General features: G+C 72.3%; 19 protein-coding genes and 1 tRNA gene. 1 reads left to right on the top strand and 19 read right to left on the bottom strand.

The window, feature by feature from the left end; genetic code table 11:
- Positions 1–17: 17 nt before the first annotated feature.
- The 19 genes from NP064_RS07295 to NP064_RS07205 form a co-directional block, all read right to left on the bottom strand.
- Positions 18–818 carry an ATP-binding cassette domain-containing protein gene (locus tag NP064_RS07295; RefSeq protein ID WP_227568965.1) on the bottom strand — a complete coding sequence of 267 codons (801 nt, stop codon included), beginning with the start codon at positions 816–818 and terminating at the stop codon, positions 18–20.
- Between the two features lie 19 nt (positions 819–837).
- Positions 838–1,881: an ABC transporter ATP-binding protein gene (locus NP064_RS07290; protein WP_256813835.1), complete on the bottom strand. Its 1,044-nt coding sequence runs from the start codon at positions 1,879–1,881 to the stop codon at positions 838–840.
- Positions 1,878–2,771 (bottom strand): ABC transporter permease, encoded by an 894-nt coding sequence (locus NP064_RS07285; RefSeq protein WP_227568963.1) that lies wholly within the window; start codon positions 2,769–2,771, stop codon positions 1,878–1,880. The genes NP064_RS07290 and NP064_RS07285 overlap by 4 nt, the downstream gene beginning before the upstream one ends.
- Positions 2,768–3,691, bottom strand: coding sequence for an ABC transporter permease (locus NP064_RS07280; RefSeq protein WP_227568962.1), 924 nt, complete (start codon positions 3,689–3,691; stop codon positions 2,768–2,770). Before NP064_RS07280 ends, NP064_RS07285 begins: the two co-directional genes overlap by 4 nt.
- Before the next feature lie 375 nt (positions 3,692–4,066).
- A complete protein-coding gene (locus NP064_RS07275) occupies positions 4,067–5,077 on the bottom strand; it encodes a LacI family DNA-binding transcriptional regulator (protein WP_227568961.1) in 1,011 nt (336 codons plus the stop codon).
- Between the two features lie 590 nt (positions 5,078–5,667).
- Positions 5,668–5,741: transfer RNA gene (locus tag NP064_RS07270), tRNA-Pro, on the bottom strand.
- Positions 5,742–5,772: 31 nt separating this feature from the next.
- On the bottom strand, positions 5,773–7,104 hold the full coding sequence (locus NP064_RS07265; protein WP_227568960.1) for an MFS transporter: 1,332 nt from the start codon (positions 7,102–7,104) through the stop codon (positions 5,773–5,775).
- Positions 7,101–7,784, bottom strand: a complete 684-nt coding sequence (locus tag NP064_RS07260) for a GntR family transcriptional regulator (RefSeq protein WP_227568959.1) — start codon at positions 7,782–7,784, stop codon at positions 7,101–7,103. Before NP064_RS07260 ends, NP064_RS07265 begins: the two co-directional genes overlap by 4 nt.
- A 54-nt stretch (positions 7,785–7,838) precedes the next feature.
- Complete coding sequence (locus NP064_RS07255) at positions 7,839–8,951, bottom strand: hypothetical protein (protein ID WP_227568958.1); 1,113 nt, start codon at positions 8,949–8,951, stop codon at positions 7,839–7,841.
- A complete protein-coding gene (gene der / locus NP064_RS07250; protein ID WP_372456360.1) occupies positions 8,948–10,465 on the bottom strand; it encodes a ribosome biogenesis GTPase Der in 1,518 nt (505 codons plus the stop codon). Before der ends, NP064_RS07255 begins: the two co-directional genes overlap by 4 nt.
- 34 nt (positions 10,466–10,499) lie before the next feature.
- Positions 10,500–11,228: a lysophospholipid acyltransferase family protein gene (locus NP064_RS07245; protein ID WP_227568957.1), complete on the bottom strand. Its 729-nt coding sequence runs from the start codon at positions 11,226–11,228 to the stop codon at positions 10,500–10,502.
- The gene (gene cmk / locus NP064_RS07240) at positions 11,225–11,980 is read right to left on the bottom strand and encodes a (d)CMP kinase (protein ID WP_372456359.1); all 756 of its coding nucleotides are present in this window, start codon (positions 11,978–11,980) and stop codon (positions 11,225–11,227) included. Before cmk ends, NP064_RS07245 begins: the two co-directional genes overlap by 4 nt.
- On the bottom strand, positions 11,962–13,077 hold the full coding sequence (locus NP064_RS07235) for a prephenate dehydrogenase (protein WP_227568955.1): 1,116 nt from the start codon (positions 13,075–13,077) through the stop codon (positions 11,962–11,964). The genes cmk and NP064_RS07235 overlap by 19 nt, the downstream gene beginning before the upstream one ends.
- Positions 13,074–14,030 carry a pseudouridine synthase gene (locus NP064_RS07230; protein ID WP_227568954.1) on the bottom strand — a complete coding sequence of 319 codons (957 nt, stop codon included), beginning with the start codon at positions 14,028–14,030 and terminating at the stop codon, positions 13,074–13,076. The genes NP064_RS07235 and NP064_RS07230 overlap by 4 nt, the downstream gene beginning before the upstream one ends.
- Complete coding sequence (scpB, locus tag NP064_RS07225) at positions 14,027–14,707, bottom strand: SMC-Scp complex subunit ScpB (protein ID WP_227568953.1); 681 nt, start codon at positions 14,705–14,707, stop codon at positions 14,027–14,029. The genes NP064_RS07230 and scpB overlap by 4 nt, the downstream gene beginning before the upstream one ends.
- Positions 14,704–15,645 (bottom strand): segregation and condensation protein A, encoded by a 942-nt coding sequence (locus NP064_RS07220; RefSeq protein WP_372456358.1) that lies wholly within the window; start codon positions 15,643–15,645, stop codon positions 14,704–14,706. The genes scpB and NP064_RS07220 overlap by 4 nt, the downstream gene beginning before the upstream one ends.
- Entirely contained in the window at positions 15,629–16,471 is an 843-nt protein-coding gene (locus NP064_RS07215; RefSeq protein WP_227569181.1) for a ParA family protein, read from the bottom strand. The genes NP064_RS07220 and NP064_RS07215 overlap by 17 nt, the downstream gene beginning before the upstream one ends.
- 89 nt (positions 16,472–16,560) lie before the next feature.
- The gene (locus tag NP064_RS07210; protein ID WP_227568952.1) at positions 16,561–17,544 is read right to left on the bottom strand and encodes a site-specific tyrosine recombinase XerD; all 984 of its coding nucleotides are present in this window, start codon (positions 17,542–17,544) and stop codon (positions 16,561–16,563) included.
- Positions 17,545–17,557: 13 nt separating this feature from the next.
- On the bottom strand, positions 17,558–18,439 hold the full coding sequence (locus NP064_RS07205) for a heme o synthase (protein WP_255623739.1): 882 nt from the start codon (positions 18,437–18,439) through the stop codon (positions 17,558–17,560).
- A 515-nt stretch (positions 18,440–18,954) separates the two neighbouring features.
- Between NP064_RS07205 and tkt the strand changes: the two genes are divergently transcribed.
- Positions 18,955–21,129, top strand: coding sequence for a transketolase (tkt, locus tag NP064_RS07200; protein ID WP_227568950.1), 2,175 nt, complete (start codon positions 18,955–18,957; stop codon positions 21,127–21,129).
- The last annotated feature ends 22 nt before the right edge of the window (positions 21,130–21,151 follow it).

Genomic DNA, 21,151 nt, shown 5'->3' with positions numbered 1-21,151 from the left:
TCGAGCTCACGCGGGGTTCAGGTCGAGGGCTCCAACCAGGGACGCGCCACGGGCACGGCGGCCAGGAGCGCGCGCGTGTAGTCGTCGCGCGGGTGGTCGAAGACCTCCCGCGCGGAGCCCTCCTCGGCGACGACGCCGTGGTGCAGGACCAGCACGCGGTCGCACAGGTGCTCGACGACCGACAGGTCGTGCGAGATGAACAGGTAGGCGAGGCCGAGGTCGTCCTGCAGGTCGTCGAGCAGGTTGAGCACCTGCGCCTGGACCGACACGTCGAGCGCGGAGACGGGCTCGTCGCAGATGATCAGCTTCGGCCGCAGAGCGAGCGCCCGGGCGATCCCGATGCGCTGACGCTGCCCGCCGGAGAACTGGTGGGGGTAGCGGTCCGAGTAGTCGGGGTTGAGGCCGACGCGCTCCATCAGCTCCTTGACCTCGGCCGTCCACCGGTCGCGCGGCACGACGTCGCTGTGCACGCGCCACGCCTCGGCGATCAGGTCCCGCACTGTCAGCCGCGGGTTGAGCGACGCGTACGGGTCCTGGAAGACCATCTGCATCTCGCGGCGCACGGGCTTGAGCTGCTTCGAGGAGTAACGAGTGATGTCGTTCCCCTCGAACACGATCTCGCCGCCGTCGGACTTCACCAGCCCGATCACGGCCCGCGCGACCGTCGACTTGCCGGAGCCCGACTCGCCGACGAGGCCGACCGTCTCCCCCGGGCTGATGTCGAACGTCACGTCGTTGACAGCGACGTTCTCGCCGATCCTCCGCTGCAGCAGCGAGGAGCGGATCGGGTAGGCGACCTTCAGGTGCCTGACACTCAACAGTGGTGTGGACCCGGGGCTAGTCATGAGCGAGCATCTCCTCGGACAGGTGGCACGCGGCCTCGTGGCTGACCGGCCGCCCTTCAGCGGTGCGCAGAGTCGGCACCAGATCCCGGCAGAGGTCGGTCGTGAACGGGCAGCGCGGGTTGAATGAGCAACCGCGCGGTAGGTCGAGCAGGTTCGGCGGCGCCCCGACGATGGGCTTCAGCCGACCGCCGACACTGCTCTGGCTCGGGATCGACTCGAGCAGGCCCTTGGTGTACGGGTGCGCCGGGTGGTCGTACATGTCCCGGATCTCGCCGGTCTCGACGATGCGGCCGGCGTACATGATGGCGGCCCGATTGGCGACCTCCGCGACCACGCCGAGGTCGTGGCTGATCAGGATCATCGCCATCCCGGTCTCGGCCTGGAGGTCGGCCAGCAGACCCATCACCTGCTTCTGGACGGTGACGTCCAGCGCCGTGGTCGGCTCGTCCGCGATGAGCAGCTTCGGGTCGAGGGCCAGCGCCATCGCGATCATGATCCGTTGCCGCTGCCCACCGGAGAACTGGTGCGGGTAGTCGTTGATCCGCGTCTCCGCGTCCGGAATCCCCACTCGCTTGAGCAGCTCGAGCGCTCGCGCCCACGCCTCTTTTCGCGGCATGCCACGACGCGCCCGGAACGGTTCCGCCACCTGCGCCCCGACTCGGAACACCGGGTTCAACGAGCTCAACGGGTCCTGGAAGATCATGGCGATCTCGGTGCCGCACACCTCGCGGACCTTGTGGACCGGCTCCGCGGCGAGGTCGCGCCCGTCGTAGAGGATCTTGCCGCTGGTGATCGTGCCGGCCGGCTTCGGCAGCAACGCCATGATCGCCTGCGCGGTCGTCGACTTGCCGCAACCCGACTCGCCGAGGATGGCGAGCGTCTCGCCTGCGCTGACCTCGAAACTGACGTCATTCAGCGCGCGGGCCACACCCGCGGCAGTGGAGAACTCCACCGTGAGGCCTTGGACGCTCAGCAGCGGCGTGCCGCTCGTGTGCGTCGTCCAGCCGGCAATGCCTGTCTGTGTCGTCGTCATCATGCGCTCCGGAGCGTCGGGTCGAACTTGTCGCGGAGGGCATCGCCGAGGATCCCGAAGGCCAGCATGAGGATCACGAGCACGACGCCGGGGAAGGTGGAGATCCACCAGGCGGTGGACAGGTACTGCGTGCCGTTGAAGATCGTGCTGCCGAGGCTCGGGGTGCCGAGCGGGACACCAACCCCGAGGAACGACAGCGACGCCTCCGTGAGGATCACCTGGGCGAACTGGGTGGTCGCCACGACGATCACGGGCGCCATGCACCCTGGCAGCAGCGTGCGGAACATCAGGTGCCAGTTGCCGGCGCCGAGGGTGCGCGCCGCCTCGACGTACTCGCGGTTCTTCAGTGAGAGCACCTGGCTGCGGGCCACCCGGGCGAAGACGACCCAGTTGGAGATCGACAGCACGATGATGATGTTCCCGACGCCCTGGCCGAGCACCGAGGCGATGAGGATCGCGAGCAGGATGGACGGGAACGCCAGCTGGATGTCGGCGATCCGCATCAGCGTCGCGTCGATCCAGCCGCCGAAGTGTCCGGCGAGCAGGCCCAGCGCCACGCCGACGAGGCCCGAGATGGCGAGCGTCGCGACACCGACGAGGAGCGAGACGCGAGCGCCGGCCATGATCTGCGCGAACAGGTCCGACCCGATCTGGTCGGTGCCGAGCAGCGCGGTGCTGCCGTCCGACGTCACGGCCCCGGGTGGCGCCAGACGCGCCAGGAGGTCCGCCTGCAGGGGATCGAAGCCGTAGGCGATCGGCACCGCGATGGCGCCGACGATGATCAGGCCGATCACGACGAGCGGAGCGATGATGCGGGTCTTGACCCCCCGTCGGGCCCGGCGGGCCCGACGCATCGTCGCGTTGACGGCGAGGACAGGTGCGGCGGCGGTCACTTGGCGAGCCTCACTCGAGGGTCGAGGAGCCCGTACATCAGGTCCACGACGAGGTTGATGATGACGAAGACGGCGGCGATCACCAGGACGCAGGCCTGGACCACGTTGTAGTCACGCAGCTGGATGGACGTCACGAGGAGCCGGCCGATGCCCGGGAACGAGAAGACCGACTCGGTGACCACGGCTCCGCCGAGCAGGGTGCCGAACTGGAGGCCGACGATCGTGATGACGGGGATCGCGGCGTTGCGGATGGCGTGCCGGAAGATCACGATCCGCTCAGGCAGGCCCTTGGCGCGTGCTGTCTGGATGTAGCTCTCGCCCATCACCTCGAGCAGACCGTTGCGGATCATTCGGGTGAGGACCGAGACGAACGGCAGTGCCAGCACGATCGTCGGCAGGATCAAGCTCTTCGCCCCGTCGAGCCCGACGCTGGGCAGCCACTTGAGCGTCCGGGAGAACACCAGCAGCAGCACCACGCCGATCCAGAAGTTCGGCAGCGCCTGGGTGAAGAGCGAGCCTGTCGTCACCACGCGATCAAGGGCGCGGTTCGCTCGGAGCGCCGCGACGAGGCCCAGCGGGAAGGCCAGCAGCAGGGCCACCGCGCACGCCAGGATCGCGAGCAGCGCGGTGTTCGGCAGCACCTGCCCGATGAGGGTCACCGCGGGCTGCTTCATGGAGTACGACTGGCCGAGGTCGCCGGTGACGGCGCCACCCAGGAACCTGCCGTACTGCACGAGCAGCGACTGGTCGAGTCCGAGGTCCTGACGGATCTGTGCCAGCTGCTCAGCCGGCGCGTCCGAGCCGGCGATGAGCAGTGCCGGGTCGGCGGGGACGACCCGGACGATGAGGAAAACCACTGTGGCGACGCCCCACAGAACAAAGACTGCTAAGAACAGCCGCCTGACGAGATAGCCGACCATGAAACGTCACCTCTCCTCCTGGGATCCACATCGATCCCTGAGTCCTTCGGGTCTTCGCTGACCGCAGGACGCCTCATTCATGGTCAATCCGCCGTGGCGCAGCTTCGCACCTCCGGACTGACAACGGTGTCATGCAGGAGCGAGATTACCCCGCCGGGGGCACATGTCAAACTTCTGAGCAGCGGGATCGCGCAATTCGGCGCAAAATATGTCAACCGCGACCCGGTCATTGACAGCGGTGTCATTATTCAGGGTCGGGCAGAGTTAATGCGCGCCCGCGCCGCCACCAGGGCGCGCGAAAGAGCGCGGACCGAGTTGGGTGGCATGCACCACCGTCCAGCCCACGCGCGTGGCCCACAGACGTGGGCCCAGGAATCAGCCTTCGCCGGCGAACGGCCCGGGAATCTCGCCTGACCCGCGCTCGATCAGCGTGGTCGGGACGGTCAGCGTCTCCAGCTCGAGCGGCTTCCGCGCCATCCGCGCGAGAAGGCGTTCAGCAGCGAGCTCGCCCAGCCGGTGAGGGTCCTGCGCCACCACGCTCACGCCGGGCTCGAGGAGGTCCAGCAGCTGGACGTCGTCGAACCCGATCAGTGCCACGTCATTCTGGGCGCCACGCTCGTGGAGCGCGCGCAACGTCCCGATGATCATGCGGTTGTGAGCCGCGAAGATCGCCGTCGGAGGGTCTTGGCCGTCGAGCATTCCGTGCACGGCCATCCGCGCCCCCTCCTCGCCGAGGACCCCGGTGAGGCCGATCGCGTCCGACCGAGGCACGCCCCATCTGTCGAGCTCGGCGTAGAAGCCGCGCTCCCGCTCTCGCAAGGTCCAGATCTCGTGGTCGCCGCCCACGTAGGCGAGCCGGCGGTGGCCGTGGTGCAGCAGGTGGCGCGTCGCCGCGACCGCGCCGTCGTAGTTGCACGACACCACCGAGTCGAAGGCGACGGACACCGCCGGCCGGTCGACGAAGACGATCGACGTGCCCCGCGCCGCCTCCGCGGACAAGTAGGCCTGGTCGCGCGAGACGGTGGTGAGGATCAGGCCGTCGACGCGGCGACGGAGGAACTCCTTGACCACTGTCCGCTCGCGGTCCGCGTCCTCCTCGAAGCTCTGCGCGAGCACGATGATCGAGTGCCTGCGCATCACGGTCTCGACACCGCGGTGGATCGCGGCAGAGAACGCGTCGTCGACGCTCTCGAGCATGAGCCCGATCGCGTTGGTGCGGGCGCCTGAGCGGCGCAGCCCGCCCGCGTAGACGTTGAGCTCATAGTTGAGCGCCTCCGCGGCGCGCGTGACGCGCTCCCTCAGCTCGTCCGAGACGTTCGGCTCGCCGTTGAGCACGCGTGAGACCGTCTTGACGCCGACCCCAGCGACCGCCGCAACGTCGCGCATAGTCGCATAGCGGGGCTCGCGGGTCCCTTCTGACATCGGTGTCCGACCTCCTGTTGACCCCTCGTGCCACGACGAGGCGGGCCTCGCAGCGATGACGTCCGATGAATTGCTTGAGACTTTGCGCGAGGCCGGTCAGTATGACACCGGTATCAGCCCTGTGTAACCCCTCCATCCGCGACGTGCCCGTCCGACGAGCGCGCAGTGCGGCTCGCTGGACGGACGCGTCGCGCACGGGCGCTGCGGCCGCGTCAGTCGAGCACCGCGACCGCCTCCACCTCGACGAGGACGTCCGGCTCGAAGAGGCTCTCGACCCCGATCAGCGACACCGGCGGCAAGGGCTACGGGATCTGCAGCTCCTTGAGCACACGGGTGATGCCCGACATGAGGTCGCCCATCTCAGGCCGCCACCGCGCGACGAAGAAGCGGAGGCGCACGACGTCGTGCCGCTCGTGCTCGTCGTGCTGCGTGGCCCAGCGCGGCGCGGAGCGGCGCCGTCGGAGGACCCGAGCACTGCGGCGGTCGAGCTCCGCTGACGTCCCCCGGACATGACGATGCCCTGGCGAGAAACCTCTCTCGCCAGGGCAGATACGTCGGGCTGACAGGATTTGAACCTGCGACCCCTTGACCCCCAGTCAAGTGCGCTACCAAGCTGCGCCACAGCCCGTCCGTTCCCGTGGGAACACGGAGACTCTACCTCACCCGAGGGGGGTCTCTCGTACGCTGCGCTCTCCCTGGGCACGATCCGGGCCGATGCCCACGCTGGTCAGGGCCTCGCCTGTGGGCAGCGTCACGGAGGCTGTGGAGGGCAGGTGCGCCTTCCAGGCGACGGCGACCACCGCGAGGCAGGCCAGCGCCACCACCAGTCCCCCGCCGAACATCTGCGGGTAGCTCCACCAGTCGGCCAGCACGGCCAGCGCCGCGGGGATGAAGAAGCCCAGGTAGGCCAGCGAGTAGTAGACGGCGGTGAGGCCGGCCAGGTCGTCGGGCCCGGCGATGCGGCGCACCTCGTTGAGCCCGGCGACGAGCGCGAGGCCGTACCCCATGCCGAGCACGGCCGCGGCGAGCAGGGCGACCGGCAGCGTGAGCAGCGCGCTCGCGACAGCCCCGAGCGCCATGCCGACGACGATGATCGCGAGGGCCACGACCGACGCCCGGGCGCTGCGCTCGGTGTCGATGGCGCGGCCCAGCACCTGGATGCCGATGCCGCAGCCGAGGGTGAGCACGGTGAGCAGCCCGGAGAACGCGATGGGCGCGCCACCGGAGTGCTCTCGCATCAGGCCGGGCAGCACCGCGTACGCGGACCCCGCGCAGCCGAACACCCACGGCGCCAGCGGGGCCACGACACGCAGGAACCGGCGGTGCCCGGCCGTGGGGATGCGCAGGTCGTCCCGCAACGGCCGCGACGTCGACGAGGGCTGCCTGGTCTCGGGCACGCCCAGAACCCACAGCCCGGCGCCGGTGGTCAGGGCGGCGTGCAACAGGTACGAGGTGTGCGCCGGCCATGGGCCCCACTGCGCGAGCACGCTGGCCACCCCGGCGCCCACCAGGAACCCCAGGGTCAGCGCCAGGGAGGCGCGCCGGGCCCCGGCGCGCTGGTCCTCGCCGGCACCGTCGGACAGCTCGGTGATCCACGTCGACCCCACTGCCATCGCCAGCCCGAGCGCCGCCCCGCAGAGCACGCGTCCGACGCCGAGCGCGGCGGGCGACCCTGGCCCGACGGCCAGCACCAGCGAGCCGAGCAGGCTCAGCGGGGCCGCCGGGAGCAGCAGCCGGCGGCGCCCGTGCCTGTCGGACAGCGGCCCGCCGAGCAGCAGCGCGGGCACGATGCCGAGCACGTAGGCGCCGAGCAGCAGGTCGACCGTGACTGCGGAGAAGCTGCTGACCTCGCGGTACATCACCAGCAGCGGCGTGAACTCGTTGCCTCCCCAGGCGATGGCGACCATCGAGGCCGCCACCGGGAGCCAGGCGCGACGAGGGGCCCCGGCGCCGGCTCCACGAGGGGCGGCGCCGGGCGCGGTGGCGGTCATCGGGCGTCGACCGCCTCGGCAGCCCGCTCGGGCAGGTGCGCATGGTCAAGGTGCCGGCGCAGCGCCACCTTGAACTCCGCGACCGCCCCGGCGCCCACGGCCTGGGCGAGGTGCTCATGCTGGCTGACGAAGGTCCGGGCACGGCTCTCGTCGCGCCACAGCGATCGGGCCACCATGCGCCGCTGCCGCTCGCGGAGGGTGACGTAGAAGCTCGTGAGGAGGGGGTTGCCGCCGGCCGCGACGATCGTCAGGTGGAACTCGGTGTCGTGCTCCGCGTAGGCGTCGATGTCGCCGCGGTCGAGCGCGGCGCGCTGCTGGTCGATCGACGCGCGCAGGCGGTCCTGCAGGCGCTCCCGGTCGTCGCGGTGCCGCAGGGCCTCGACGGCGTGGACCTCGAGCAGGAGCCGGGCGTCCACGACCGCCTGCGCCTCCCCGGCGGCCACCGGCACCACGAGGGCGCCCCGCTTCGGGTAGAGCCGAAGCCAGCCCTCGGTCTCGAGCCGGAGGAACGCCTCGCGCACCGGGGTGCGGCTCATCGAGAGCCGCGCGGCGATGTCTCCCTCGCTGACCATGGCGCCGCCGGGGAGCGTCTCGGTGAGGACGAGCTCTTTGACGTGCGTGTACGCGCGCTCGGAGGCGGGGACTGGGGGCTGCTCGGCGCTCACGGGGGGCATCGGCATGGTGCTTCCTGTCAGGGGCGCGAGCGTGGTGGACGACATAGACACAAGATGAGTCTATGTCGTCGTCGACGCGCCCTCGCCCTCGGTTCGGCGGGAGCGCGCGACCTCCGCCTCGGCAGCCACCACCGCGAGCACGACGAGGTCGACCACCAGGCCCGTGACCGCGGCCCACTGGTCGAGCCGGAACAGGAAGATCTGGGTCAGCAGCAGGCTGACCAGCACCGCCCGGCGGAACCAGGCGAAGCCGCTCTCCCGCGAGCGCCGGACCACCACGAGGCCCACCACCGCACAGGCCAGGGAGCCGGCGCCGGAGAGCAGCATCCCGGTCACGACCCACCCGGGCACGTCGGCGCCCTGGAGCCACGCGACCATCCCCCTGCCGACCGTCGCCACCCCTGCGCCGGTGAGGACGACGACGGCGGCCCACGGGACCCAGCGCTCGCGCACCAGCCGGTACGTGCACCGGACGACCCAGCGCGCCACCGCGCCGGTGATGTCGGGCAGCTCCTCGTGGTCGTCCTCGACCACCCGCAGCAGCGCCCTCACCTCGGCGGTCCCCCGCTGGTCCCCCGCCGCCCGCACCAGGGCGCGCGCCTGGCGCCGGGCGCGCGGGCTGAAGCCACCGGTGACGCCGGACACGGCGTGGTCGACCGCCCCGGCCAGCAACTCGACAGGATCCCGCTCGCGCCGCCCGTGCAACGCCTCGGCGAGCAGCACGAGCAGCACCACGACCACGTAGATCAGCGAGGCGGTCGGCTCGTAGAAGTAGTCGTTGTCCGCGGTGACGAACTTGCCGATCTCGTCGACGAACAGCCCGAACCCGATCCCGCCGAGCAGCGCGCCGACCGGCCGCACCACCGGCCCGGCGTAGGAGAGCAGCAGCACCACGGCGACAGCCAGGAGCAGGCCGCCCCACAGCACGTGCGCGATGTGCAGGGTGGCTCCCCCGACCTGGGGGTAGCCGGTCGCCGCCAGCGCGCCACGGGTGAGCAGCACCGTCGCGACGGTCGCCACCAGGAACGCGGCCAGGTGCCGGGGCGCCGCCGGGTCGCGAGGCATGCCCAGGCGCAGCAAGAGCGCCCGACCAGCCAACGCAGCCGATCGGGCGCTCCCGTCCGCGGGCGCGCCGACGGCGGCCTTCCCGCCGTCGGCCGCCTCCCGGGTCACCGCTTGCGCTTCTCCCGCACCCGCACCGAGATCTCGATCGGCGTGCCCTCGAACCCGAAGGTCTCGCGCAGGCGGCGCTCGATGAACCGGCGGTAGCCCGCCTCGAGGAAGCCGCTGGCGAAGATCACGAACCTCGGCGGGGAGGTCGACGCCTGCGTGGCGAAGAGGATGCGCGGCTGCTTGCCGCCCCGCAGTGGGTGCGGGTGCGCGGCGACGAGCTCTCCGAGGAACGCGTTGAGGCGTCCGGTGGGGATGCGGGTCTCCCACGAGGCGAGCGCGCGCTCGATCGCCGGGACCAGTCGCTCGGCGTGCCAGCCGGTCTTGGCCGACAGGTTGACGCGAGGCGCCCACTGGACCTGGACCAGGTCCTGCTCGATCTCCCGCTCGAGGAACGGCCTGCGGTCCTCGTCCATCAGGTCCCACTTGTTGTACGCCAGCACGATCGCGCGGCCGGCCTCGATCGCCTGCGAGATGACACGCGTGTCCTGCTCGGTCAGCTTGGTGGAGGCGTCGAGGAGCACCACGGCGACCTCGGACTTCTCGATCGCGGCCTGGGTGCGCAGCGACGCGTAGAAGTCGGCCCCCTGGGACTGGTGCACGCGGCGGCGGATGCCCGCCGTGTCGACGAACCACCACGTCTTGCCCTTGAGCTGCACCAGCTCGTCGACCGGGTCGCGCGTGGTTCCGGCGACGTCGTCGACGACGACCCGCTCGGCGCCGATGATCTTGTTGAGCAGCGACGACTTGCCGACGTTGGGCCGTCCCACCAGGGCCACGCGGCGCGGGCCCCCCGCGGGGATCGCCGTGCCGTGCTGCGAGACCTGGGGCAGCGCCTTCATCGCGGCGTCGAGCAGGTCGCCCGTGCCTCGGCCGTGCAGGGCGGAGACGGGGTGCGGCTCGCCGAGGCCCAGGCTCCAGAGCTCGGTCGCGTCGGCCTCCACGCGGGGGCCGTCCACCTTGTTGGCGCACAGCACCACGGGCTTGCCGGACTTGCGCAGCAGGCGCACGACACGCTCGTCGGTGGCCGTGGGCCCGACCGTGGCGTCGACGACGAACAGCACCGCGTCGGCCAGCGAGATCGCGACCTCGGCCTGCTCGGCGACGCGGGCGTCGATGCCGAGGACGTCGACCTCCCACCCGCCGGTGTCGACGAGCGTGAAGTTGCGGCCCGCCCACTCCGCCGGGTAGCTCACGCGGTCGCGGGTCACGCCCGGCTTGTCCTCGACGACGGCCTGGCGGCGGCCGAGGATGCGGTTGACGAGCGTGGACTTGCCCACGTTCGGGCGGCCCACGACGGCCAGCACCGGCAGCGGGGCTCCCCCGGGCTCGCCCGCCTCGGCGGCGGCCTCGCCCTCGAGGAGCGCGAGGTCGTCGGCCTCGAGGTCGTACTCGGCGAGCCCGGCGCGCAGGGCCTCCTCGCGGGCGGCGTCCGACTGTGCGGGGTCCAGAGGTGTGTCTGCTGCCGTCGCGGCAGCGTCGTCGGGCATGCCCGCGGTCGGGTCGGTCTCGGTCATGGGGCCTATTCTCCCCTGCCCGGGGGCCGGACGACTAATGCGCTGCCTGAGCCTCTCGGTTGGGGTCGTCCGTGGGCAGCGGCAGGCCGGCCCGCTCCGCCGCGGAGCCGACGAGCGCGGCCAGCGCCACGCGGATCTCCTCGTTGGCGTGGGCGACGGCGGCTCGGCCCGATGTGCCGGGCGCCCGCTCGAGCGACAACGGCTCGCCGAACTCCACCACGAGGCGCCGGCGCAGCCCTGGCATCCGGCCCACGGGCTCCCCGGTCCGGCGGGTGCCGAGCACTGCGACAGGGACCACCCGGGCGCCCCCGTTGATCGCCAGCCAGGCCACTCCGGCGCGAGCGTCCGCGACATCTCCGCGGCCCCGGCTCCCCTCGGGGAAGACGCCGACCACGCCGCCGCGCCGCAGCACGCCCAGCGCCATCGCGAGCGACCCGCGCCCGCCGTCCTCCTCGACCGGTATCTGCCCGATGTTGCGGAGCACGGACCCCACCACGCCGGCGAACATCGACGCCTTGATCAGCACGTGCGAGGGCCGGGGCGACGCGCCCACGAGCACGGGCCCGTCGGCGAAGCCCGAGTGGTTGGCGGCCAGGAGCACGGGGCCGTCGGCCGGCACGTTCTCCGCGCCGATCACCTCGGTGTTCCACAGCACATGGGCGAAGAACTTGCCGAGCGTGTGGCCGCGCCGGGCCTGGCGCTCGTCCGGCACGGGCGCCGCCTCGCGCGGCGGCGCGGCCTGCGCGGTCCCCTCGACGGTCACAGTGCCACCCGCCCGGAGACCCGGGCCACGACGTCGAGGACCGCCTGGACGGTCTCCTCGAGGTCGAGGTCCGACGAGTCGACGGTCACGACGCCGTCGGCTGCGACGTGGAAGGCCGAGACCGTCGAGTCGTCACGGTCGCGGCGCAGCACCTGGTCGCGCGTGGCCTGCACCGAGGCCGCGTCGGCGGCGCCGTGCACCTCCTTGGCGCGGCGCGCGAGCCGGGCCTCCTCGCTGGCCGTCAGCAGGATGCGGACGTCGGCGTCCGGCGCGATCACCGTGGTGATGTCGCGGCCCTCCGCCACGATGCCACGGCCCTCGGAGAAGGACTGCGGGACGCGCTCGGCGGCGATGGCCTCGCGCTGCAGGCGGCCGAGCTCGGCACGGACCTCCAGGTTCGTGGCGACGGCGCTGACCGCCGAGGAGATCGCCGTGGTGCGGATCGCCTCGCCGACGTCCGTGCCGCCCACGTGCACTGTGGGGGCCGCGGGGTCCACGCCGACCACCAGGGGCAGCTCGCGCACCAGCGCGGCCACCGCGTCGGTGTCCGTGAGCGGGACGCCCCGCTCGAGGCACCACCATGTGGCCGCCCGGTACATCGCCCCCGTGTCGAGGAAGGCGAGCCCCAGCCGCTCGGCGACCATGCGCGAGACGCTGGACTTGCCCGAGCCCGACGGGCCGTCGATCGCGATCACGATCGCCTGCTGGCGCCGTGCGTCCTGCTGTTCCGTGCTCAACTCACCAATCTCCATCCGCGGGCACTGAGCTCCGCCTCGAGGTGCTCCGACCGTCCGGGGAGCACCGACATCGACGCCATGCCGACGGGCCTGCCCGCCGAGTGCTCCAGCTGGAGGTCTTCCAGGTTGACGCCCGCATCGCCCACGTCCGCGAGGAGTCGGGCGAGCTCGCCGGGCACGTCGGGCACCAGGGCGGTGACGACCTCGTAGGCCCGCGCGGCGCCGCCGTGCTTGCCCGGCACCCGCGCGACGCCGGTGTTCCCCTGCCCGATCGCCTGCGCGATGCTCGCGAGGGCCCCCAGCTCCACGTTCTCCGGGCCGGTGGCCGCGGCGGCCAGGTCGAGCGCCTCGATCACCACATCGAGATCCGTGCGCAGGTCCCGCAGCACAGCAGCCACGGCCTCAGCGTTCGCCGCCAGGATCGACGTCCAGAGCGCCGGGTCGCTCGCGGCGAGCCGCGTCACGTCCCGCAGCCCTTGGCCGGCCAGTCCGAGCGCCGGCTCGGAGGCCTCGCGCAGGCGCGCCGCCACGAGGCTCGACGCGACCTGCGGCACGTGGGAGACCAGGGCCACGGCCTCGTCGTGCGCCGCGGCCTCCATCTCGACGGGTATCGCGCCGAGGTCGACGGCCAGCGAGCGCACGGCGAGCAGCGCCTGCGGGGACGACGTCCCGGAGTCCGCGATCACCCAGGGGCGCCCGACGAACAGGTCGGGGACGGCGGCGGCGGGCCCGGACCGCTCGCGGCCCGCCATCGGGTGGGAGCCCACGTAGCGGCTGAGGTCGGCGCCGGCGGCGCGCAGCTCGTCGAGGACGTAGCCCTTCACGCTCGCGACGTCGGTCACCACGGCGTCCGGCCAGGCGGCCAGCTCGGCGCGCACCACGTCAGCGGTCACGTCCGGCGGCGCCGCCACGACCACGAGGGCCGGCGCGGCGTCGTCGGAGGCAGCCGGGCGGCCGGCGCCCACGTCTCGTGCCAGGGCCAAAGCGGTGCGGGACGGGTCGTGCAGAACCACGTCGACGCCGCGCGTGGCCAGGCCCAGTCCGACGGACGCGCCGAGGAGCCCGGTGCCGACCACCCGCACCGGGCCCTGCGTCGCGACCGCCTGGGTCACATTCCCACCAGCGCCATCAGGGTGCCCAGCTCTGTCTTGCCGAGCACGCGCGTGCGCCCCGGGCGCAGGTCCCCGAGCTTGATCGGGCCGATCTGCGTGCGGACCAGACGCGTCACCGGGAAGCCGACCTCGTCGAAGATGCGCCGGACAACGCGGTTGCGCCCCTCATGCAGGACGAGCTCGACCAGGCTCGCCTGCGCGGTCTGGTCGACGATCCGGAAGCTGTCGACCGTGACGAGCCCGTCCTCGAGCTCGATGCCCTTCAGCAGCTGCTTGCCGAGCGACGGGTGCACCCGCCCCTCGACCTCCGCGAAGTACGTCTTGGGCACCTCGTGCGACGGGTGCGCCAGGCGGTTCGCCAGCTCGCCGTCGTTCGTCAGCAGGATCAGGCCCTCGGTCTCGGCGTCGAGCCGGCCCACGTGGAAGAGCCGCTCCTCGCGGTTCTTCACGAACTCCGCCAGCGACGGGCGCCCATCGGGGTCGTGCATCGTCGAGACCACGCCCAGCGGCTTGTTCAGCGCGATCGTCACCATCGAGGTGTCGAGCTGCACGCGCATCCCGTCGACGTGGATCGCGACCTTCTGGGGGTCGACCCGGACGCCGAGCTCGGTCACCGGCACGCCGTCGACGGTCACGCGCCCGGCCGCGATCAGGTCCTCGCACGCCCGGCGCGAGCCGAGCCCAGCGGTCGCGAGCACCTTCTGCAGGCGCACGCCCTCGGGGTCGTGCATGTCCGGCAGCGGCTCCGGAGCGCGCGCGGGGGCCTTGGCCCGTGCGGGGCGCGCAGGGCGCCCGGGCTGCCCGGCGCCGCGGGCCGGACGCGCCTGCCCGCCCCGGCTGGCGCCCGCGCGCCCACCGCCACCGCCATCGCGTCCACGCGCTGCGCCTGCGGCGCCATCGCGTCCACGGCCCGCGCCCGCGGCGCCGCCCCGTCGTCCATCAGCTGTGCTCATCGTGTCTCCCTGTTCGCCATGTCCACGCCCTCGAGCGTGTCGAAGTCCGGCAGATAGGGCGCAAGTGGAGGCAGCTCATCCAGGCTCGCGAGCCCCATCCGCTCCAAGAAGTATCCCGTGGTCTCGTAGAGCACGGCGCCAGTGGTCGGATCCGACCCCGCCTCGGCCACCAGTCCACGCGATGTCAGGGTGCGGACCACGCCGTCGACATTGACCCCACGGACCCCTGAGACCTGTCCCCGGGTGACCGGCTGGCGGTAGGCGATCACGGCCAGCGTCTCGAGCGCTGCCTGGGTCAGGCGGGACGTCTGGCCCTCGAGCACGAACCGCCCGACGACCTCGGCGAACGCGGGCGCCGAGTAGATGCGCCAGCCGGCCCCTGCCAGGCGCAGCTCGAACCCGCGCGCCCGCCCGCCCCGCTCCCCCCGGTACTCCGCGGCCAGGGCCTCCAGCAGGCCCTCCACGCGCTCGGTGGGCAGTGCCAGCACCGAGGCCAGCCGCACCGCGGGGATGGGCTCGTCCGCGACCATCAGCACCGCCTCGAGGGCCGCGAGGGCGCCGCCCGGCAGGTCGTCGACGTCGAATGCGAGCTCGTCGGCGTCGACCGCCGGGGCCGCCGCCGCGGCGGCGTCGGCCTCGGCGTCGGCGTCGGAGGGCTCGGGAGGGGTCTCGCTCATGCGTCGGGCTCCTGGGTGGTGCGGGGGTCAGGTGAGACGTCCGTCACGTCGAAGTCGTCGGAGACCAGCACGTCGCCGTCCTCCGCGCCCGTCCACCGCACGGTGAGCTCGCCGAGCGGGGTGACCTGGTCGAACCCGACGGCTCCCTCGCGGAACAGCTCGAGCAGCGCGAGGAAGCGGGACACGACCATCAGGGTCGAGTCCGCGTCGGCGGTGAGCGCGCGGAAGGTCGCCGACCCGCCGCGCCGCAGCCGCTCGACCAGCAGCGCCGCCTGCTCGCGGACCGACACCGCGGGGGCGTGCAGGTGGCTGAGGTCGACGCTGGGCGGGGCGGCCTTCGGCGCCATGGCCTTGGCGGCGAGGACGGCGAGCTGCTCGGGGCCGATCTGCCACACGAGCTCGGGCAGCAGCGCGGCCAGGTGCGGCTCGAGCACCACCGAGCGGGGGAACCGCCGCCCCTCGGCGGCCAGCCGCTCGCCGATGTCGCGGGCGACGACCTTGTAGGCGCGGTACTGGAGGAGCCGCACGAACAGCAGGTCGCGCGCCTCGAGCAACTCGAGGTCCTCGGCGTCCTCGACGTCGCCCTGCGGGAGCAGGCGCGCGGCTTTGAGGTCCAGCAGCGTGGCCGCGACGACCAGGAACTCGCTGGCCTGGCTCAGGTCCCAGGAGGACCCGCCCGCCGCGGCGGCGCCTTCTGCGGCGCGGATGTGCGCGATGAACTCGTCCGTCACGCGGGCCAGCGACACCTCGGTGATATCGAGCTTGTGCTTGGCGATGAGCCCGAGCAGCAGGTCGAACGGGCCGCTGAAGTTGTCGAGGTGCACCTCGAAGGGGCTCGTCCTCGACGGTGGCGCTGCCTCGTCGCTGGGGGCGGCCGCCCGGTCGGCGATGTCGTGGTGGCCAGGCGGCTCGGCGACCAGGCTAGGCGGCGTCGCCACGGGCGATGAGCTCGCGCGCGAGCTGGCGGTAGGCGCTCGCGCCGCTGTGGTTCGACGCGTACGTGATGATCGGCTCCGCGGCGACCGAGGAGTCCGGGAACTTGACCGTGCGGCCGATCACCGTCTGCAGCAGCGTGTCGCCGAACGCCTCGTGCACGCGGGCCACGACCTCACGGGCGTGCAGTGTCCTCGAGTCGTACATGGTCGCCAGGATCCCGTCGACCTCGAGGCGCGGGTTGAGGCGGTCGCGCACCTTCTCGATGGTCTCCACGAGCAGCGCGACGCCCCGCAGCGCGAAGAACTCGCACTCGAGCGGGATGAGCACCCCGTGCGCGGCCGTGAGGGCGTTGACGGTCAGCAGCCCGAGTGACGGCTGGCAGTCGATGAGGATCACGTCGTAGTCGTCGAGCGCCGGCCGCAGCACGCGCGCCAGGATCGACTCGCGCGCGACCTCGCTGACCAGCTGCACCTCGGCGGCCGACAGGTCGATGTTCGCGGGCAGCAGGTCGAGGTTGGGGACGCCCGTGGCGCGCACCACCTCGGAGAGCGACGCGTTGCGCTCCATCATCAGGTTGTAGACGGTCCGCTCGAGCTCGTGCGGGCTGATGCCCAGGCCCACGGACGCCGCGCCCTGCGGGTCGAAGTCGACGATGAGCACCCGGCGGCCGACCTCGGCGAGCGCGGCCGCGAGGTTGATCGTGGTGGTCGTCTTGCCGACGCCGCCCTTCTGGTTGCACATCGCGATCACGCGTGCCGGGCCGTGCGAGGCCAGGGGCGCGGGGTCGGGGAAGAGCGGCAGGGGTCGACCGACGGGGTCGAGCTCCATCGCGGTCGTCTGCTCGGTTGCCACGCGGACAACCTACCGGAGCGGGCGCCCCGTGCGGCGGCGACAGACCGGACACGCCCGGGCGGGCTCTACCGCGCGACGTCGTCGGCGGGTGGCGACGAGGGCGCGGACCGCCGGATCGCGCGGGGGTGGGCCGTCGCGTAGACCTCGCGCAGTGTGTCGCGCGTCACGAGCGTGTACACCTGCGTGGTGGTCACCGACGCGTGCCCGAGCAGCTCCTGCACGACGCGGACGTCGGCCCCTCCGGCCAGCAGGTGCGTCGCGAACGAGTGCCGCAACGTGTGCGGCGAGATGTGGGCCGCGGCCGGCAGGCCGGCGCGCTCGGCGGCGGCGCGCAGCACAGCCCACGCGCTCTGCCTGCTCAGCCGGGCGCCGCGGGTATTGAGGAAGAGGGCTGGCAGGCCTCGGCCGCCTGCGGCGAGGACGGGCCGCGACCGCACGAGGTAGGCCTCGACCGCCTCGATGGCGTAGGAGCCCACCGGGACGATCCGCTCCTTGTCGCCCTTGCCCAGCAGCCGCACCGCCCCCCGGCCCGCCGTCAGGTCGATGTCGTCGACGGCCAGGCCGACTGCCTCGGAGATCCGCGCGCCCGTCGAGTACACGAGCTCGAGGAGGGCCCGGTCGCGCAACGGGACGGGGCCCTCGCCCACCGAGGCGGCCTCCAGCAGGCGCTCGACGTCGGCCGTCGAGATCGCCTTGGGCAGCCGCTTGGGCTGTGCGGGCGGCCGGACCGCGCTGGCGGCGTCCTTGCCGGTGAGGCCCTCGAGGGCCCAGAAGCGGTGCAGCCCGCGCACCGCCACCACGCTGCGCGCCGTGGACGAGGCAGAGAGGGGCGCGCGGCCGTCCGCGCCGGTGCGGACCACGGTGACGAAGTCCTCGACGTCGGCCTCGGTCACCTCGGCAGGGCTGGTGCGGCCCCGCGACGCGAGGTGCTCGAGGTACCGCGCCAGGTCGCGGCGGTACGCGGACAGCGTGTTCGGGGACAGGCCGCGCTCGACCGTCAGGTGCGCGAGGTAGTCCTGCAGGATCCGCTGCAGCGGGGACTCGGGCATTGGCCCACCCTCGTCAGAGGGGCAGGAAGACATCCACCGCGATCGCGACGGACAGCAGCGTGAGGTACGTGATCGAGGCGTGGAAGACCTTCATCGCGGCGAGCTTGCCGCGGGCCGGGTCCACGGCCCGCCGGTAGAGCCCGATGCACGAGGCCATGAACCAGGCGCCGAGTGCGAGCGCCAGCACCGTGTAGACCCAGGTCATCTCGGCGACGGGCGCCAGGAGCAGCGAGCACGCGATCATCGCGACCGTGTACGCGATCATCTGCCGCGCGACCTTCGTGTCCGCGGCGACCACGGGCAGCATCGGCACCTTGGCGGCGGCGTAGTCGCGGCGGAACTTCATCGACAGCGGCCAGTAGTGCGGCGGCGTCCAGAAGAAGATGACCCCGAACAGCAGCACGGCCGCCCAGGAGACGCCGCCGGTGACGGCCGACCAGCCGATCAACACGGGCATGCAGCCCGCCGCGCCGCCCCACACGATGTTCTGCGGCGTCCGGCGCTTGAGGATCATGGTGTAGCCGACGACGTAGAGCAGCACCGCCACGGCGGCCAGCGCCGCCGACGCCACGTTGACGAGCAGTGCCAGCCACGCGATCGACGCCAGCGACAGCGCCCAGGAGAAGACGAGCGCGGCTCGCGGGGTGATGTCGCCGGTGACCAGCGGGCGGCGCTTGGTGCGGTTCATCACCTCGTCGATGTCGCGGTCGAGGAAGCAGTTGAACGCGTTGGCCCCACCCGCCGCGGCGGCGCCGCCGATCAGCGTGGCGACCATCAGCCCGGGCGACGGGAAGCCGCCCTGGGCCAGGATCATCGTGGGGACCGTGGTGATGAGCAGCAGCTCGATCACGCGCGGCTTGGTGAGGGAGACGTAGCCGCCGACCGTCCGCCGCATCGCCCGCCAGCGCCGGGATCCCGCACTCGAGGCCTCCACGGGGGGTATGGCAGCGGCCTGCGCCACAGGCGCGTCGACCACCTCCAGGACAGCAGGCGCGTCGACCACCTCCACGACAGGGGGCCGCCAGACTCCCGCTGCTCGGGCGGACGCCCCGGCATCGTCCAGGGGGGCTGGGCTCGTGGTGCGCACGGGCTACGGACTTCCGTTCTTCAGGAACACGGGACCTTCGTCGGACGCCCATGCTACGGCGCAGCCCGCGTGCACACGCCTCCCGGCACGTCACACCCAGGGCCCCCAGGTGTGAATCGAGCGGCCAATACGCGTGGAAAGCGCTTCCCATCCTGTGAGCGCCTTCACTCGAAGGGGGCCGCGGCGAGATAAGGTCGAAGCGCACGAGCGCGCGAGGAGCCCCACCAGGCCGAGTCGGGCTCGTGACCGGCCCCCACCGAGGGCGGCCGGCCAGTTCGATCCAACGCCCGGGAAGACACAGTCCCAGGCGGGAATGAGGTGCGGTGAACGCCAAGGCCCCCGAGGCGCAGTCAGTTGGCTGGAGCGAGCTCGACAAGAAGGCAGTGGACACGGTCCGTGTCCTAGCCGCTGACGCCGTGGAGAAGGTTGGCAACGGCCATCCCGGCACCGCGATCAGCCTTGCTCCGGCGGCGTACCTGCTCTATCAGAACGTGATGAAGCACGATCCTGCCGACCCCAGCTGGCTCGGCCGCGACCGCTTCATCCTCTCCGCGGGCCACTCGAGCCTGACCCAGTACCTCGAGCTGTACCTCGCCGGCTACGGCCTGGAGATCGAGGACATCGAGGCGCTGCGCACGTGGGGCTCCAAGACCCCCGGCCACCCCGAGTACAAGCACACAACCGGTGTGGAGATCACCACCGGACCGCTCGGCCAGGGCCTCGCGTCCGGTGTCGGCTTCGCGATGGCGTCTCGCCGCGAGCGCGGCCTGCTCGACCCCGACGCGCCGGCCGGCGAGAGCCCGTTCGACCACTTCGTGTACGTGATCGCCTCCGACGGCGACCTGCAGGAGGGCGTCACGAGCGAGGCCTCCTCGATCGCTGGCACGCAGCAGCTCGGCAACCTCGTGGTGCTGTGGGACGACAACCACATCTCGATCGAGGGCGACACCGACATCGCCTTCACCGAGGATGTCCTCAAGCGCTACGAGGCCTACGGCTGGCATGTGCAGTTCGTCGACTGGACCGCCGGCGACGACGGCTACACCGAGAACGTGGACGCGCTCAACGCCGCGATCGAGGCCGCCAAGCAGGTCACGGACCGCCCGTCGTTCATCGGGCTGCGCACGATCATCGCCTGGCCCTCCCCCACCAAGCAGAACAGCCACAGCTCGCACGGCTCCAAGCTCGGCGGCGACGAGGTCCGCGCGCTCAAGGAGGTCGTCGGCTTCGACCCCGAGAAGTCCTTCGACGTCGACCCCGCCGTCATCGCGCACACCCGCGGCCAGGTCGCGGCCCGCGCGAAGGCCGCCAAGGAGCTGTGGCAGCCCAAGTACGACGCCTGGCGTGCCGCGAACCCGGAGCGCGCCGCGCTGCTCGACCGGCTGGTCGAGCACAAGCTGCCCGAGGGCTGGACCGAGGCGCTGCCGACGTTCCCCGCCGGCAAGGCCGTCGCCACCCGCGCCGCCTCCGGCGAGGTGCTCACCGCGCTGGCCGACGCGCTGCCCGAGCTCTGGGGCGGCTCCGCCGACCTCGCCGGCTCGAACAACACCACCATGAAGGGCGAGCCGTCCTTCCTGCCCACCGAGCGCTCCACCAAGGAGTTCGCGGGCAACCCCTACGGGCGCACGCTGCACTTCGGGATCCGCGAGCACGCGATGGGCTCGATCCTCTCCGGGATCGCGCTGCACGGCCTGACGCGCCCCTACGGCGGCACGTTCCTCACGTTCAGCGACTACATGCGCGGCTCGGTGCGCCTCGCGTCGCTCATGGGCGTGCCGGTGGTCTACGTGTGGACCCACGACTCGATCGGGCTCGGCGAGGACGGCCCGACTCACCAGCCGGTGGAGCACCTCGCGGCGCTGCGGGCCATCCCGGGCCTGGACGTCGTCCGCCCGGCCGACGCCAACGAGACGGCAGCGGCCTGGAAGACGATCATCGAGCGCCCCCACGGCCCCGTCGGCCTCATCCTGACCCGCCAGAACGTGCCCACGTTCCCGCGGGGCGAGGACGGCTACGCCACAGCCGACGGCGTCGAGCGCGGCGCGTACGTGCTGCTCGAGGCGTCGACCGGCACGCCGGACGTCATCCTCATCGGCACCGGCTCCGAGGTCCAGCTCGCGGTCGCCGCGCGCGAGGCCCTCGAGGCGCAGGGCGTCGCGACGCGCGTCGTCTCCGCGCCGTGCCTGGAGTGGTTCGCCGAGCAGGACGAGGCGTACCGCGAGCAGGTCCTGCCGTCGTCGATCCGCGCACGCGTGGCCGTCGAGGCCGGGATCGCCCTGTCCTGGCACCGCCTCGTCGGCGACGCTGGACGGATCATCTCGCTCGAGCACTACGGGGCGTCGGCCGACTACGAGCGCCTGTACCAGGAGTTCGGCATCACGGCCGAGGCCGTCGCCGAGGCCGCTCTGGCGTCGATCGCCGACGCCCGTGGCCAGCACACCCCGGCCTCCGAGGCGGGAACGCCGACGCAGAGCGGGACCGGCGACCAGATCGTCTGACAGCCCGCCATGCGAGGAAGGG

This window comes from Cellulomonas chengniuliangii, from assembly GCF_024508335.1.
GTDB classification, from domain to species: Bacteria; Actinomycetota; Actinomycetes; order Actinomycetales; family Cellulomonadaceae; genus Cellulomonas_A; species Cellulomonas_A chengniuliangii.
This window is presented reverse-complemented; position numbering and strand designations above follow the sequence as displayed.